The following is a 15,063-nucleotide window of genomic DNA, read 5'->3' as shown; positions in this document are numbered from 1 at the left end:
CTTCCGGCAGGCTGTCAGCTCAGCATCCAGGCAATATAGAGAAGCGTCAATGCGATGACCCAGAGAGCGATCTTGGCCGAGCGATTGTGACGCGCCTCGGCCTTGCCGATTGCCTCCGCCGTCTGCGCGTCGAAACGCAGGCCGTGCTCGCTCATATGCAGCAGTTCGTGGTGGAATTTTTCGGTTTTCGCTGCGATTTCGGGCACGGCTTCGGCGAGTTTCACCGCCGCCTTCAGGCCGTCCTTGAGATCGGTGACGATCCGCTTCGGCCCGAGATTGGTGCGGATCCAATCGCCGACCACAGGCTCGGAGGCCTTCCACATGTTGAAGCGCGGGTTGAGCATGCGTGAAACGCCCTCGACCACGACCATGGTCTTCTGCAGCATGACGAGTTCCGGCCGCGTCGCCATGTCGAAGAGTTCGGTTACTTCGAACAGCAGGGTCAGCAGCTTGCCCATCGAGATGGTCTCGGCCGGCTGTCCATGGATCGGCTCGCCAATCGCCCGGATGGCCTGGGCGAAGCTCTCGACATTGTGGTGACCCGGCACATAGCCCGCTTCGAAGTGCACCTCCGCCACGCGGACATAATCGCGGGTGATGAAGCCATAAAGGATTTCGGCGAGGAAGCGCCGCTCCTTCTTGCCGAGCCGCCCGACGATGCCCATGTCGACGGCGACGATCATGCCGCCCGCATCGACGAAGAGATTGCCCGGATGCATGTCGGCATGGAAGAAGCCGTCGCGCAGCGTATGGCGCAGGAACGACTGGATCAGCGTATCGGCGAGCAGGTTGAGATCATGGCCGGCCGCGCGCAGGCCCTCGACGTCGGACATTCTCGTGCCGTCGATCCACTCCATGGTGATAACGTCGCGCCCGGTGCGCTCCCAGTCGACCTTCGGGACGCGGAAGCCGGGATCCTCTTGGGTATTCTCGGCGATCTCGGAAAGGGCGGCTGCCTCCAGGCGAAGATCCATCTCCACTTTGGTCGTCTGTTCCAGTGTCTTCGTCACCTCGACCGGCCGCAGTCGCCGGCTGAAAGGCAGGAAACGCTCCTGCATATGGGCAACGAGGTACATGGCCTCGATGTCATGGGCAAAACGCTGGCGCACGCCGGGCCGCACGACCTTGACGGCGACCTTCTTGCGGCCCGCGGCCGTTTCGACTTCCGCCGGATGCACCTGCGCGATCGAAGCGGCGGCGATCGGATCGCCGAAGCTCGCATAGAGTTCGTCGATCGGCCGCCCGAGCGAGGCCTCGATATTGGCCTTGGCGGCAGCCGGGGGGAAGAAGGCCATCCGGTCCTGCAATTGCGACAGGTCGTTGGCGAATTCGACGCCGACCACGTCAGGCCGCGTCGCCAGGAACTGGCCGATCTTCACATAGGAGGGCCCGAGCCGCTCGACGGCCTGCGCCAGCCGGTCGCTGCGCTTCTGATGCCTTGCCTTGCTTCGCTCGAAAATCGTGACGCAGGATTTGGCGAGCGCGACCGGCGGCGGCAAGCCTTCGGAAGGAAGCGCTGAAACGACGCCCTCGCGCACAAGCACCCAGCCGACGCGCCAAAGGCGGAAATAGGCTCCGAAGGTGCTCATGCTGGAATGCCCCGGTGACGGAGGTTCGTCTCTTTTTTCTTCATTCCCTCAGAGCTTCCAGCCGGAATGCAGTGCGGCGATGCCGCCGGTATAATTGGTGTAGGTGACACGCGAAAAACCGGCTTGGCGGATCATTGCCGCGAAATTCTCCTGGTTGGGGAATTTGCGGATCGATTCCACGAGATATTGGTAGGGTTCGGCATCGCCGGTGATCGCCTTGCCGAATTGCGGAATGGCGTTGAACGACCAGGCGTCATAGATCTTATCGAGAAGCGGCATCTCGACTTCGGAAAATTCCAGCACCAGCAGCCGTCCGCCGCGCTTCAGCACGCGATAGGCCTCCGACAGCGCCACGTCGATCCGCGGCACGTTGCGGATGCCGAAGGCGATCGTATAGGCGTCGAAGCTCGACGCCTCGAAGGGCAGCTCCTCGGCATTGGCTTCGACGAAGGTGAGATTGTTGGAAAGCTTCTTCTTTTCCGCCCGCTCGGCACCGACGCCGAGCATCGAGCCGTTGATGTCGAGCACGGTCGCATGCGCCTGCCGGCCCGAGGCCTCGACGATGCGGAAGGCGATATCACCCGTGCCGCCGGCAACGTCGAGCACCTTGTAGCCCGGCTCCCTGCGCGGGTTGAGGGCTGCGATCATCGCATCCTTCCAGGCCCGGTGCATGCCCATGGACATGACGTCGTTCATGATGTCGTAGCGCTTGGCGACCTTGTGGAACACCTGGTTGACCAGGCCCTGCTTCTCGCCATCAGGCACATCGCGGAAGCCGTAGGAGGTTTCCATGCCGCCATCGGCGGAAGTGCGGCTTTCTGACATCAGGCTGCTCCGTTCCTTCAAGATTCGAACGCGGCGGCCATGGCGAAAGACCGCGAGCGACGTTATCACTGGGCCGCGCTCTCGGCGGCACCCAGGCGCTATAGCGCACATCGTGCTGGGTTGAAACACGTTAGATATAGATGGGTTAAGATGCCGGAATTGCCAGAAGTCGAAACGGTCAAACGCGGCCTGACGCCGGCGATGGAGGGTGCTCGCGTCGCAAGGCTGGAACTGCGCCGCAGCGATCTGCGCTTTCCCTTTCCCGATGCTCTGGCGGAACGGGTTTCCGGCCGCACCATTATCGGCCTCGGCCGCCGCGCCAAATATCTGCTGGTCGATCTCGACGACGGCAACACGCTGATTTCCCATCTCGGCATGTCCGGCTCATTCCGCGTCGAAGAAGGGGCAGCTTCCGAGACACCGGGCGAATTCCACCATGCCCGCTCCAAGGACGAGAAGCACGATCACGTCGTCTTCCATCTGGAGGGTCAAGGCGGACCGCGCCGGGTCGTCTATAACGATCCGCGCCGTTTCGGCTTCATGGATATAGTCGGACGCGCCGATCTCGGCGCCCATCCCTTCTTCCGCGATCTCGGGCCGGAGCCGACGGGCAACGAACTCGGCGCCGCCTACCTCGCCGAACGTTTCCGCGACAAGGCACAGCCGCTGAAGAGCGCGCTCCTCGATCAGAAGAACATCGCAGGGCTCGGCAATATATATGTGTGCGAAGCGCTGTGGCGTTCGCATCTCTCCCCGATCCGCGCCGCCGGCACGCTGGTGACGGCAGGCGGCAAGCCGAAGGAAAAGCTCGCCCTCCTCGTCGCCTCGATCCGCGACGTCATCGCCGATGCGATCGCCGCCGGGGGATCGTCGCTGCGCGACCATATTCAGACCGACGGATCGCTCGGCTACTTCCAGCATTCCTTCTCAGTTTACGATCGCGAAGGTCAGGCTTGCGGCACGCCGGGCTGCGGCGGTACGGTCGCCCGTATCGTGCAGGCGGGTCGCTCGACCTTCTATTGCGCCGCCTGTCAGAAATAAAACAGAACCGGGAGACCAGCATGGCTTACGAGACCCTGATCGTCGAAACCCGAGGCAATGTCGGCCTCGTCACGCTGAACCGCCCACAGGCGCTGAACGCGCTGAATTCCACCGTGCTGAAGGAGCTGAAGGAAACCTATGCCGCCTTCCACGCCGACGAGGCGGTCGGCGCCATCGTCATCACCGGCTCCGAGCGCGCCTTTGCCGCCGGCGCCGACATCAAGGAAATGCAGTCGCTCCAGTTTGCCGACATGTATAAGATTGATTTCATCAGCGGCTGGGATGATATCGCCAAGGCTCGCAAGCCTGTCATCGCCGCCGTCAGCGGTTTTGCGCTCGGCGGCGGCTGCGAGCTCGCCATGATGTGCGATTTCATCATCGCCTCGGAGACGGCCAAGTTCGGCCAACCGGAAATCACCCTCGGCGTCATTCCCGGCATGGGCGGTTCGCAGCGGCTGACACGCGCCGTCGGCAAGGCGAAGGCGATGGATCTCGTGCTGACCGGCCGGATGATGGATGCGGCCGAGGCCGAACGATCGGGACTCGTTTCGCGTGTGGTGGCGCCCGAACGGCTGCTCGAGGAGGCTCTTGCCGCGGCGGAAAAGATCGCCTCGCTTTCGCAGCCCTCGGTGATGATGGCCAAGGAGGCGGTCAACCGCGCCTTCGAGACGACGCTGGAGGAGGGGCTGCGGTTCGAGCGCCGCCTCTTTCACAGCCTCTTCGCCACCGATGATCAGAAAGAAGGCATGGCGGCCTTCGTCGAGAAGCGCAAACCTGCCTTCAAGCACCGTTGAATGCTTTTCGGCGCTTACGGCTGGAAAGCTTGAAAATCCGCGTTGACGTGGGCCGGCTTTAGGGTTATATGCCCGCCCACGGTTCGGAAAGCCGGTCTGGTTTTCCGCGATTGCTCCCGCATTGCTGGATTTGGTGGCCGCAGGGCCCGCGGTAATGGCGGAGTTTGTTCGAATTCTTGAGAGAGGCATCCATGGCCAATACAACTTCGGCGAAAAAAGCGACCCGCAAGATCGCCCGCCGTACCGACGTCAATAAGGCTCGTCGCTCGCGCGTTCGTACTTTCGTTCGCCAGGTCGAAGAGGCTATCGCATCCGGTGACGCCGACAAGGCGAAGGCGGCTTTCCTGGCCGCTCAGCCGGAGCTTGCCCGCGCCGCCAGCAAGGGCGTACTTCACTCCAACACGGCATCCCGCAAGGTCTCGCGCCTGGCCGCTCGTGTGAAGGCTCTTTCGGTCTCCGCGACCGCGTAATCTTCCGTTAACGACCACTTCGTTATGATTAGCCCGGTAATTTTACCGGGCTTTTTCGATTCCGCCGATCGGCCCTTTCATGGTTAATCTCACGACCGTTTCGTGTCAGCGCCATGACAGGAAAAGTTGTTTAAAAACAATGGCTTGCGCAAGGATGCTTTCATGCTGCGCGACTCTGGCCGAAGCTTGCCGGACCATTGGCGAGTCAAGAAGATTTTTATTTTTTTTCTTTCCATGCGTGTCAAAATAGCCCGAAAGGGGAATCTCCTTGATTCAAAAGCGATTCTTTTTTGACGCTGGTGTGACGCCCGAAAAGGGCGGGCGGAGTCAATGGCCGCTTCTTAATTTTGCGTAAAATTCATCGTTGATCTTGCCTTTTGATCCTGCCTAAATGGCTTCCAACAAAGGGCGCGGACATCACCTGCAGAGGCTCGGTCTTAACTGCCACGTCGGCAGGGCGATAAGTTTGTGCCATTTGTTACGGAGCCTTGCGCTTCCGTTTTTTCAAGCACTTGACGGATTTGGGCCGTAACGTGGCTGTTACGGAACGGGGATGTTTTGTGCCTATGGCAGCCACACGTTTAACGCGAGGCTGCGGGATAGGGGTAAGGAATATTGCGTTCGGGTTGGTCGGCCGAAAACGAGGATTGACCGCCAGCCTGGCACGGAAGGCCGATGAAGGTTGCCGCATGAACGCGGTACCTGCAACGGTGTTCTGCGCCGTGTTTGAGTGAACCGGCAGGTGAGCGGCTTCATGAGGATGCCGCCAGCCCGCCAAGGCGGGGAATGATCGGGCGGCTATTTTAGCGGAAGCCGCCCGGTGGAATTGAAAGGCGGCATTATGCACATGAATACGATGACGGCGGGCGGGCTCGACAATGGGGATGCGGCACCGCAGGCGTTCGGCTCCATTCGCCTGGAAGTGGGGGAAGCAAAGGCGGAAATGAAGCAAGGCGTATTGTTTGAGCGTGTCAGTGCGCGCTTGAAGGCTCAAGTCGGTCCAGACGTCTATGCCAGCTGGTTTGCGAGGCTGAAGCTGCATTCGGTATCGAAGAGCGTGGTTCGCCTCTCGGTGCCCACGACCTTCCTGAAGTCGTGGATCAACAATCGTTATCTCGATCTCATCACCGGTCTGTTCCAGGCTGAGGATGCGGAAATTCTCAAAGTCGAAATCCTGGTGCGTACGGCAACGCGCAGCGGCATGAAGCCTGCCGACGAGGTCGTCCAGCCGGAGCCGGCCGCTCCCGCACAGATGCGCCGCCCGGTCAGCGCCCAGCCGGCCGGTCAGGCCGTCCAGCAGGCGGTTTCGGCCGTCGTCGCGGCAAGGCCCGCAAGCCTGGGCTCGCCGCTCTTCGGCTCGCCGCTCGACAGCCGCTTCACCTTCGAGACCTTCGTCGAAGGCAGCTCGAACCGGGTCGCCCTTGCGGCGGCGAAGACGATCGCGGAAGCCGGTTCCGGCGCCGTGCGCTTCAACCCGCTCTTCGTCCATTCGACGGTTGGTCTCGGTAAGACCCACCTCCTGCAGGCGATCGCCAATGCGGCGGTTCAAAACCCGCGGGCTCTGCGCGTCGTCTATCTGACGGCCGAATATTTCATGTGGCGTTTTGCGACCGCGATCCGCGACAATGATGCGCTGACGCTGAAGGATTCGCTGCGTAACATCGACCTGCTGATCATCGACGACATGCAGTTCCTGCAGGGCAAGATGATCCAGCATGAGTTCTGCCATCTCTTGAACATGCTGCTCGACAGCGCCAAGCAGGTGGTTGTCGCCGCCGACCGCGCGCCCTGGGAGCTGGAATCGCTCGACCCGCGCGTCCGTTCGCGCCTGCAGGGCGGTGTGGCGATCGAACTCGACGCGCCGGATTACGAGATGCGCCTCGAAATCCTCAAGCGTCGCCTTGCCGCGGCCCGCCAGGAGGATCCGTCGCTGGAAATCCCGGCCGATCTGCTGCAGCACGTCGCCCGCAACGTCACGGCCAGCGGCCGCGAGTTGGAGGGCGCCTTCAACCAGCTGATCTTCCGCCGCTCCTTCGAGCCGAACCTGTCGATCGAGCGCGTGGACGAGTTGCTTGCCCATCTCGTCGGCTCCGGCGAACCGCGCCGCGTGCGCATCGAGGATATCCAGCGCATCGTCGCAAGGCACTATAATGTTTCGCGCCAGGAACTCGTCTCGAACCGCCGCACCCGCGTCATCGTCAAGCCGCGCCAGATCGCCATGTATCTGTCGAAGACGCTGACGCCGCGCTCCTTCCCCGAGATTGGGCGCCGTTTCGGCGGACGCGATCACACGACCGTGCTGCATGCCGTGCGCAAGATCGAGGAGCTGATATCGGGAGACACCAAGCTTTCGCACGAAATCGAGCTGCTGAAGCGGTTGATCAACGAATAATTGGTGGATTTTCGAGGAAATTCGACGGCCGGGAGCGATTCCGGCCGTTTTCCTTTATAAGCTTTTTATTCTATACCTCCGCCCATCCCGTGCATGTCCGATTTGGAGCGGCGCGCATCGGAGAAAAACGGAAGCGCCGAAACGGGCGCGTGGGAGGATATGCATGAGTTTCAGAAAGATTGCCGTTGTCGGCCTGGGCAAGGTCGGACGGCTGGCGGCGACGCTGTTGCATGAGGGCGGCTTCGAGGTCATCGGCGTCGATGCGCAACTTCCTTTGGGCGAGCTTCCCTTCAAATGCCGCACCGGCGATATTTCCGATCCTCAGGTGATCGGTGAGCTGCTGTCGAACGTCGAGGCGGTGCTGTCCTGCCTGCCTTATCACCTGAACATCGAGCTGGCGCGGGCCGCCCATCTTGCCGGCATCCATTATTTCGATCTGACGGAAGACGTTCCCACAACCAATTTCATCATCGAACTGTCGAAGACGGCCCGCGGGCTGATGGCGCCGCAATGCGGCTTGGCACCCGGTTTCGTCGGCATCGTCGGCGCAAGCCTCGCCGATGGTTTCGATCGCTGCCGGTCGATCCGCATGCGCGTCGGCGCTCTGCCGCAGCATCCGACCGGCCTTCTCGGCTATGCCTTTAACTGGTCGCCGGAAGGCGTCGTGAACGAATATCTGAACGATTGCGAGGTCATCGAGGGCGGGGTGCGCAAGCTCGTCTCGCCGATGGAATGGCACGAGACCGTCTATGTCGGCGGCGTCAAGCTCGAAGCCTTCACGACCTCGGGCGGCCTCGGCACCATGTGCGATACCATGCTCGGCAAAATCGATAATCTCGATTACAAGACCATGCGGTATCCCGGTCATATGGAGCTGATGAACTTCTTCTTCCATGAGCTCCTGATGCGCGACAAGCGCAAGCTTGCCGGCGAGATCCTGACCAATGCCAAGCCGCCGGTTGAAGACGATGTCGTCTATGTCCATGTCGCCGCCGAGGGCACGGAGAACGGCAGCCTGCGCCGCAAGGAATTCGTGCGCGCCTATTACCCTATCGAAATCGCCGGCGCGCGCCGCACGGCCATTGCCTGGACGACCTCGGCTTCCGTCGTCGCCGTCATCGAGATGGTCCGCGACGGATTGCTGCCGGCGACCGGTTTCCTGCACCAGGAACACATTCCGCTGGAGATGTTCCTGAAGACGCCGACCGGCAGCCTCTTCAAGGCCGGCGCCACCAATCACGGCTGAGAAAGGCTTTCCGGCGCGGCAGCAATGTTGCTGCGCCGGGATAAACCCGTTGCATGAGCTTCAGCAGGCGAGGTCGGCGACGACCGAGTCGAGGATCAGCATGCCGGATGGCGTGCAGCGCAGGCGGGAATTGCCGATGCGCTCGACGAATTTGTGTTCGAGCAGGAATTCTTCGCGTTTCGGATCGAGCTCGCGTCCCGAAAGCTGCTGCCAGCGCGCAAGGTCGACCCCCTCCCGCAGCCGCAGCCCCATCAGCAGCAGTTCGTCGGCCTGCTCGTCGTAACCGAGCCGTTCCTGGTCGAGAATGCCGTTGCCGTCACGCTCGACCATCTCGAGCCAGGCCTCCGGCTTGCGCTCGGTGGCGGTCGCGATCTTCTCATGCCCGCGCGTCAGCCGGCCGTGCGCGCCGGGGCCGATGCCGGCATAATCGCCGTAACGCCAGTAGGTCAGGTTGTGCCGGCTTTCAGCACCCGGCCGCGCATGGTTGGAGACCTCATAGGCGGGCATTCCTTCGCGCGCCGTAATCTCCTGCGTCGCCTCATAGAGCAGCGCCGATTGCTCGCCATCCGGCACGATCAGCTTGCCCGCCTTGTGCAGGCCGTAGAAAGGCGTGCCTTCCTCGATGGTCAGCTGATAGAGCGAAAGATGATCGACCGCGTAGGAGATCGCTTCCTTCAGCTCCTTCTCCCATTCCTCGACCGTCTGCTCCGGCCGGGCATAGATGAGGTCGAAGGACATGCGCGGAAAGATGTCGCGCGCCAGCCGGATCGCCTTCAGAGCGTCGGCGACGTCATGCAGCCGGCCGAGGAACCTGAGATCCCGGTCGATCAGCGCCTGCACGCCGAGAGAGACGCGGTTGACGCCGGCGGCGTGGTAGCCGCGGAAGCGTTCCGCTTCGACGCTCGAAGGGTTCGCCTCCATGGTGATCTCGATACCATCGGGCACATGCCAGTGCCGCGCAATGCCGTCGAGAATGGCGTCGACGGTTTCCGGCTTCATCAGCGAGGGCGTGCCGCCGCCGAGGAAAATGCTCGTCACCGTCTTCGGCCCGCTCATCGCCCGGATTGCCGCCGTCTCCTTCAGAAAGGCTGATGTAAAGCGCTCCTGATCCACCGGCTGGTGGCGCACATGGCTGTTGAAGTCGCAGTAGGGACACTTCGCCGCGCAGAAGGGCCAATGCACGTAGACGCCGAAGCCGGGCTCGCCGGTATCGGGCAAAAGCGCCGCATCGCGCAAGGAGCCTGGCGTATCGAAATTGTCCACGTGGTAACCTTATGCCTCCAGGCAGGTTTCGACGAAGAGCTTGAAGGCGCGCGCCCGGTGCGACAGCGCCTGCGGCTTGCCGACATTCCAGCCGTGTTTTTCCTCGCCGCTCATCTCGCCGAAGGTCACTCCGTAACCCTCCGGCTGGAAGACCGGATCATAGCCGAAGCCTTGGCCGCCGCGCGGCGGCCAGACGACATTGCCTTCCACCTCGCCGCGGAACAGTTCCGTATGGCCGTCAGGCCAGGCAAGGCAGAGCACGCTGACGAAACGCGCCTTGCGCTGTTCGGGCGTCTTCGCGCCGGCATCCTGCAGCGCCTTTTCCACCTTGGCCATCGCCATGTCGAAATCGCGCGTGCCGTCGGGCTTTTCAGCCCAATTGGCGGTGTAGACACCGGGATCGCCGCCAAGCGCGTCGACCACCAGCCCGGAATCGTCCGAAAGCGCCGGCATGCCGGCAGCATTGGCCGAGGCGACCGCCTTGATCGTCGCATTCTCTTCGAAGCTCGTGCCGGTTTCGTCGGGCTCGACGAAATTCAGCTCCGCTGCCGATTTGGCGGTGAAGCCGAGCGGACCGATCAATTCCTGGATCTCGCGGATCTTGCCGGCATTGTGGCTGGCGACGACGATGGTTTTCGTTTCGAGCTTGCGCATTCAGATATCCTGTTCGATGCCCCAGATTTTGGCCTCCGCGCATTCCAGGCTGTTGCCGGCTGGATCGCGGAAATAGATCGAGCGGCCGCCGTTCGGCCAATGCACCTCGGATTCGATCGCCACACCGGCGGCTCTCAACCGTTCGGCCATAGCATCGATATTGCGGCCGGCCACCCTGAAGCAGGCATGGCCCTGGCCTGATGTGCCGTGCGGCGGCACCTGCAGCGCATCGGGCGCCGGCGGCTTTACCGTTTCTTCGGGATTGAAGATCAGGAGAACGCCCGGTCCGCAGCGGAAGAAGACATGCCGATTGGCGGCGCGGGTGATCTTTTCAAGTCCGAGAACGTTCTCGTAGAACGCCTCGGCCTGATCGAGATCGCGCGCGTAGAGCGCCGTTTCCAGCATGCCTTCCAGCATGGGGTTCATCCCGCAATGGCCTGTTTCTGCAGGGCGACGAGTTCGCCGATGCCGTTCTTGGCAAGATGCATCAGCGAGGTGAATTCCTCTTCGCTGAAGGGCGCGCCCTCGGCCGTGCCCTGGATCTCGACGATCCCGCCGGCGCCCGTCATCACGAAATTCGCATCGGTCTCCGCCGAGGAATCTTCGAGGTAATCGAGATCGATCACCGCCTGGCTGGCGAAGACGCCGCAGGAGATAGCGGCGACATGATCCTTCAGGACCCGGTCGACCTTGATCATGTTGCGGCTTTCCATCCATTTCAGGCAGTCGTAAAGCGCGATCCAGCCGCCGGTGATCGAGGCCGTCCGCGTGCCGCCGTCGGCCTGGATGACGTCGCAGTCGAGCGTGATCTGTCTTTCGCCGAGCGCCTGCAGATCGACGACGGCGCGTAGCGAGCGGCCGATCAGCCGCTGGATTTCCTGGGTGCGCCCGCCCTGCTTGCCGGCCGCTGCCTCGCGCTTCATCCGCTCGCCGGTCGCCCGCGGCAGCATGCCGTATTCGGCCGTGACCCAGCCCTTGCCGGTGTTGCGCAGCCACGGCGGCGTCTTGTCTTCGAGGCTTGCCGTGCAGAGCACGTGCGTATCGCCGAATTTCACCAGGCAGGAGCCTTCCGCATGCTTGGAAAAGTTGCGCTCGAACGAGACCTTGCGCATCTGGTCGGTTTTTCTGCCTGAAGGCCGCATTCTTATCTCCTGGAGTTGCTGACCGCTTCTACGATTGGCCGCGCCCATTTGCAAATTCCCTTTTGCCACGGGTGCGAGTTTGACTATATTTTCGAAAGCATCATCAGCGTGGGTTCGAGAGGTTCATGGGCATCAGGTCGACGTCGGTTTCGGATGCCGTTGCTGCACTGGACGAGCGCTCCAGGGAAATTTTCCGCCGCATCGTCGAAGGCTATCTGGAAAGTGGCGAGCCGCTCGGCTCGCGCAATCTGTCGCGCCTTCTGCCGATGTCGCTCTCGCCGGCCTCGGTGCGCAACGTCATGAGCGATCTCGAAGAGCTGGGGCTGATTTATTCGCCGCATGTCAGCGCCGGCCGGCTGCCGACGCAGATCGGACTGCGCTTCTTCGTCGACGCCTTCATGCAGGTCGGCGATCTCTCCGCCGAGGACCGCGCCAATATCGACCGCCAGGTGCGGGCCGAAGCCAGCGGTAATCCGCTGGAATCGATGATGAACGAGGCAAGCCGCATGCTATCAGGCATTTCGCGCGGCGCCGGCCTTGTCATCACCTCGAAAAGCGATCCGGTGCTGAAACATGTCGAGTTCATTCGGCTCGAGCCGACCAAGGCGCTCGCCGTGCTCGTCGGCGATCACGACCAGGTGGAAAACCGCATCATCGAGCTGCCGGCGGGCATCACGTCCTCGCAACTGACGGAAGCGGCGAATTTCCTCAACGCCCATATGTCCGGTCAGACCCTGCCGGAGCTGCGCAAGCAATTGAGCCGCCTGAAGGATGATGTCCGTCACGAGCTCGATGCCCTGTCGCGCGATCTCGTCGAGCGTGGCATCGCCGTCTGGTCCGGCAGCCCTGATGAGGGGAAGCCCGCACAGCTCATCATCCGCGGCCGCGCCAATCTGCTCGAAGGCCTTGCCGGCGCCGAGGATATCGACCGGCTGCGCATGCTGTTCGACGATCTCGAAAAGAAGGACAGCCTGATCGAGCTTCTCAATCTGGCCGAAAGCGGTTCGGGCGTGCGCATCTTCATCGGCTCGGAAAACAAGCTCTTCTCGCTGTCCGGCTCGTCGCTCATCGTCGCCCCCTATCGCGACGAGGATGATCGGATCGTCGGCGCCGTCGGCGTCATCGGCCCGACGCGGCTCAATTATTCCCGGATCGTGCCGATGGTGGATTATACCGCCCAGCTCGTCTCCCGCCTTTCGCGCAATCCGCTTTGAAGGCGTTTCGGAAGAAGGCGCGGAATTTTCGCTTCTTCGTCACGCAGACTTGATTTTTTCCGGTCAAACCTCGATATCGGGCGCATCTGAAGACACCAACCGGAGACCGTCATGACCGATGAAACGACGAAAAACGGACCTGACGCAACTGCGGCCGATGCCGCAGCCGACGCTGCCGCCTACGTCGAGAACGATACCGTGCAGGAAGAGACCGCCCAACCAGACCCGCTCGAGCTTCTGAAAGCCGAAAACGGTGAGCTGCGCGACCGCTATCTGCGTCTTGCCGCCGAGATGGACAATCTGCGCCGCCGCACCGAGCGCGAGGTCAAGGACGCCAAGTCCTATTCCGTCGCCGGTTTCGCCCGCGACATGCTCGCCGTTTCCGACAATCTGCGCCGGGCGCTGGATGCCATCTCTCCGGAGGCCAAGGCCACGGCCGATGCCGGCCTGACCACGCTGATCGAGGGTGTGGAGATGACCGAACGCGCCATGCTCTCGGCGCTTGAGCGCCATGGTGTGCGCAAATTGGAGCCGGTCGGCCAGAAGTTCGATCCCAATTTCCATCAAGCGATGTTCGAAGTGCCGAACCCCGAGGTGCCGAACAACACCGTCGTCCAGGTCGTACAGGCGGGCTTCACCATCGGTGAGCGCGTGCTGCGCCCGGCCATGGTCGGCGTCGCCAAGGGCGGCCCGAAACCTGTTGAAGCCGAAGCCAATTCCGTTTTCGACGAGAAAGACGCCTGAGTTGCTTTCCTTCCCGTCGATAGGGAAGGAAAGCCGAAAAGTCAGATGCGGGCGAAGCGTTCGATCAGAAGATCGAAGAAGCCGTCCGCATCGACATAGCGCATGACCTTCGCATTGCGTTTGCGCTCGGTTACATGCCACCAGTCGACGACGGTCATGCCGACGGTGAGTTCGGACTGGATCTCGATCTCGACATTGCAGTCCCGGCCCTTGAAAAGCTCCGGCTTCAAGAGGTAGGCGATAACGGTGGGATCATGCAGCGGCCCGCCGTCGGAACCATATTTCTCAATATCGAAGCGTTCGAAGAATTCCAGCATCTCGACCATCGCCTCGGCCGGCGCCGTGCCGATCTCGGCCATGCGCTTCACCCGGTCCTTGCGGGTCAGCAGCTGGTGCGTCACGTCGAGCGGCATCATTATGATCGGAACGCCGGAGCGGAAGACGATGTCAGCCGCCTCTGGATCGACATAGATGTTGAATTCGGCGGCCGGCGTGATGTTGCCGCCTTCGAAGAAGCCGCCGCCCATCATCACCAGCTCGCGGATGCGCGGGATGATGTCGGGCGCCTTCTGGAAGGCCATGCCGATGTTGGTAAACGGCCCGAGCGTGCAGAGCGTCACCGTGCCTTCAGGCTCGCGGCGCAGCGTCTCGATGATGAAATCGACGGAGTGGCCGGGCTGCAGCGCCATCGTCGGCTCGTCGAGTTCGGGGCCGTCGAGACCGGTCTTGCCGTGCACATGTTCCGCCGTCACCAGCTTGCGGGCGATCGGCCTGTCGGCGCCTGCGAAGACCTTCGTCTCCGGCCGGCCGCAGAGTTCGCAGACGATGCGCGCATTGCGGCTCGTGAGCGGAAGCGGCACGTTGCCGGCGACCGTGGTGATGCCAAGCACCTCCAGCTCGTCGGGGCTGCCGAAGGCAAGCATGATGGCGGCTGCATCGTCCTGGCCGGGATCCGTGTCGATGATAATTTTTCTCACGCTTGCCATTCCGATCGTCCCATCTTCGCGGCGCTCTGTTTGCGCATGCATCATTTTCTTCATCTCCCGTCACAAATCAGCACATCCGCGCGGGCACGTTTTGATGCGAGGCTGCAGGCTCTTTGTCAAGCAAGGAGGAAGCTGCCGCGCCAGCCAATTCGAGGAGGCGACGCCGACATCTCGCCTGCGCCTTGCAGGGCCGGGATCCTGTCCCCATATTAGCGCCATCCGGATGCTGCGTATGAGGTCCGGGATGGTCGCTTGCGTCAAGGACTTGAAACAGATGAGCCGCATTACCCCTTTCGCCAGTCCGCTGCTTCTGGGCTTCGATGCCATGGAAAAGACGCTGGAGCGCATTTCCAAGGCGAGCGACGGTTATCCGCCCTACAATATCGAACGCATCGCCGCCGATAGCGGCGCGCCCGAGCGCTTGCGCATCACCCTTGCCGTTGCCGGTTTCAGCGAGGAAGAACTCGACATTTCCACCGAGGAGAATCAGCTTGTGATCCGCGGCCGCCAGGCGGAGCAGGGCGAGCGGGACTATCTCTATCGCGGCATCGCCTCCCGTCAGTTCCAGCGCACCTTCGTCCTGGCGGACGGCATGCAGGTTTTGGGCGCCGGCTTGAAGAACGGCTTGCTCTCCGTCGATCTAATTCGTCCGGAACCCGCGCGCATGGTCAAGAAAATTAACATTTCGGTCTCACAGTAGCAC

The 15,063-nt window shown here is 62.0% G+C and carries 15 protein-coding genes; 8 read left to right on the top strand and 7 right to left on the bottom strand.

The genetic code is table 11. The annotated features are described in order from the left end of the window. Positions 1 to 14 precede the first annotated feature (14 nt). Both ubiB and ubiE read right to left on the bottom strand, forming a co-directional pair. On the bottom strand, positions 15 to 1,589 hold the full coding sequence (gene ubiB / locus ATY77_RS11355; protein WP_088676602.1) for a 2-polyprenylphenol 6-hydroxylase: 1,575 nt from the start codon (positions 1,587 to 1,589) through the stop codon (positions 15 to 17). Positions 1,590 to 1,637: 48 nt separating this feature from the next. Continuing rightward, positions 1,638 to 2,414, bottom strand: coding sequence for a bifunctional demethylmenaquinone methyltransferase/2-methoxy-6-polyprenyl-1,4-benzoquinol methylase UbiE (ubiE, locus tag ATY77_RS11350; protein WP_088676960.1), 777 nt, complete (start codon positions 2,412 to 2,414; stop codon positions 1,638 to 1,640). 150 nt (positions 2,415 to 2,564) lie between these two features. Between ubiE and mutM the strand changes: the two genes are divergently transcribed. The 5 genes from mutM (at position 2,565) to ATY77_RS11325 (ending at position 8,357) form a co-directional block, all read left to right on the top strand. Then, on the top strand, positions 2,565 to 3,455 hold the full coding sequence (mutM, locus tag ATY77_RS11345; protein ID WP_088687381.1) for a bifunctional DNA-formamidopyrimidine glycosylase/DNA-(apurinic or apyrimidinic site) lyase: 891 nt from the start codon (positions 2,565 to 2,567) through the stop codon (positions 3,453 to 3,455). A 20-nt stretch (positions 3,456 to 3,475) separates the two neighbouring features. Further along, complete coding sequence (locus ATY77_RS11340; protein ID WP_088687380.1) at positions 3,476 to 4,249, top strand: enoyl-CoA hydratase; 774 nt, start codon at positions 3,476 to 3,478, stop codon at positions 4,247 to 4,249. 191 nt (positions 4,250 to 4,440) lie between these two features. Further along, positions 4,441 to 4,719 carry a 30S ribosomal protein S20 gene (gene rpsT, locus ATY77_RS11335; protein ID WP_008524652.1) on the top strand — a complete coding sequence of 93 codons (279 nt, stop codon included), beginning with the start codon at positions 4,441 to 4,443 and terminating at the stop codon, positions 4,717 to 4,719. 841 nt (positions 4,720 to 5,560) lie between these two features. Next, positions 5,561 to 7,111 (top strand): chromosomal replication initiator protein DnaA, encoded by a 1,551-nt coding sequence (gene dnaA / locus ATY77_RS11330; RefSeq protein ID WP_088687434.1) that lies wholly within the window; start codon positions 5,561 to 5,563, stop codon positions 7,109 to 7,111. A gap of 163 nt (positions 7,112 to 7,274) precedes the next feature. Beyond that, positions 7,275 to 8,357: a saccharopine dehydrogenase C-terminal domain-containing protein gene (locus ATY77_RS11325; RefSeq protein WP_088687379.1), complete on the top strand. Its 1,083-nt coding sequence runs from the start codon at positions 7,275 to 7,277 to the stop codon at positions 8,355 to 8,357. A 60-nt stretch (positions 8,358 to 8,417) separates the two neighbouring features. Here the strand turns inward: ATY77_RS11325 and hemW are convergent, their stop codons facing one another. Genes hemW through rph form a run of 4 tightly spaced genes read right to left on the bottom strand, consistent with a single transcriptional unit; the run spans position 8,418 to position 11,416 of the window. Beyond that, positions 8,418 to 9,620 (bottom strand): radical SAM family heme chaperone HemW, encoded by a 1,203-nt coding sequence (hemW, locus tag ATY77_RS11320; RefSeq protein ID WP_088687378.1) that lies wholly within the window; start codon positions 9,618 to 9,620, stop codon positions 8,418 to 8,420. Positions 9,621 to 9,629: 9 nt separating this feature from the next. After that, the gene (gene rdgB / locus ATY77_RS11315) at positions 9,630 to 10,274 is read right to left on the bottom strand and encodes an RdgB/HAM1 family non-canonical purine NTP pyrophosphatase (RefSeq protein WP_088687377.1); all 645 of its coding nucleotides are present in this window, start codon (positions 10,272 to 10,274) and stop codon (positions 9,630 to 9,632) included. Then, a complete protein-coding gene (locus ATY77_RS11310) occupies positions 10,275 to 10,700 on the bottom strand; it encodes a VOC family protein (protein ID WP_088687376.1) in 426 nt (141 codons plus the stop codon). Then, positions 10,697 to 11,416: a ribonuclease PH gene (gene rph / locus ATY77_RS11305; RefSeq protein ID WP_088676609.1), complete on the bottom strand. Its 720-nt coding sequence runs from the start codon at positions 11,414 to 11,416 to the stop codon at positions 10,697 to 10,699. Before rph ends, ATY77_RS11310 begins: the two co-directional genes overlap by 4 nt. Positions 11,417 to 11,541: 125 nt before the next feature. Between rph and hrcA the strand changes: the two genes are divergently transcribed. Next, a complete protein-coding gene (gene hrcA / locus ATY77_RS11300; RefSeq protein ID WP_088687375.1) occupies positions 11,542 to 12,630 on the top strand; it encodes a heat-inducible transcriptional repressor HrcA in 1,089 nt (362 codons plus the stop codon). 111 nt (positions 12,631 to 12,741) lie between these two features. Continuing rightward, positions 12,742 to 13,374, top strand: coding sequence for a nucleotide exchange factor GrpE (gene grpE / locus ATY77_RS11295; RefSeq protein WP_088676611.1), 633 nt, complete (start codon positions 12,742 to 12,744; stop codon positions 13,372 to 13,374). Between the two features lie 41 nt (positions 13,375 to 13,415). Here grpE and ATY77_RS11290 read toward each other — a convergent pair whose 3' ends face one another. Next, positions 13,416 to 14,360 carry a nucleoside hydrolase gene (locus ATY77_RS11290; RefSeq protein ID WP_088687433.1) on the bottom strand — a complete coding sequence of 315 codons (945 nt, stop codon included), beginning with the start codon at positions 14,358 to 14,360 and terminating at the stop codon, positions 13,416 to 13,418. Between the two features lie 274 nt (positions 14,361 to 14,634). Here ATY77_RS11290 and ATY77_RS11285 point away from each other — a divergent pair, with 274 nt between their 5' ends. Then, positions 14,635 to 15,060, top strand: coding sequence for an Hsp20 family protein (locus tag ATY77_RS11285; RefSeq protein WP_088676613.1), 426 nt, complete (start codon positions 14,635 to 14,637; stop codon positions 15,058 to 15,060). Positions 15,061 to 15,063: the final 3 nt, after the last annotated feature.

The organism is Rhizobium sp. R634 (assembly GCF_002211305.1).
In the GTDB taxonomy this organism is placed as follows: Bacteria; Pseudomonadota; Alphaproteobacteria; order Rhizobiales; family Rhizobiaceae; genus Rhizobium.
This window is presented reverse-complemented; position numbering and strand designations above follow the sequence as displayed.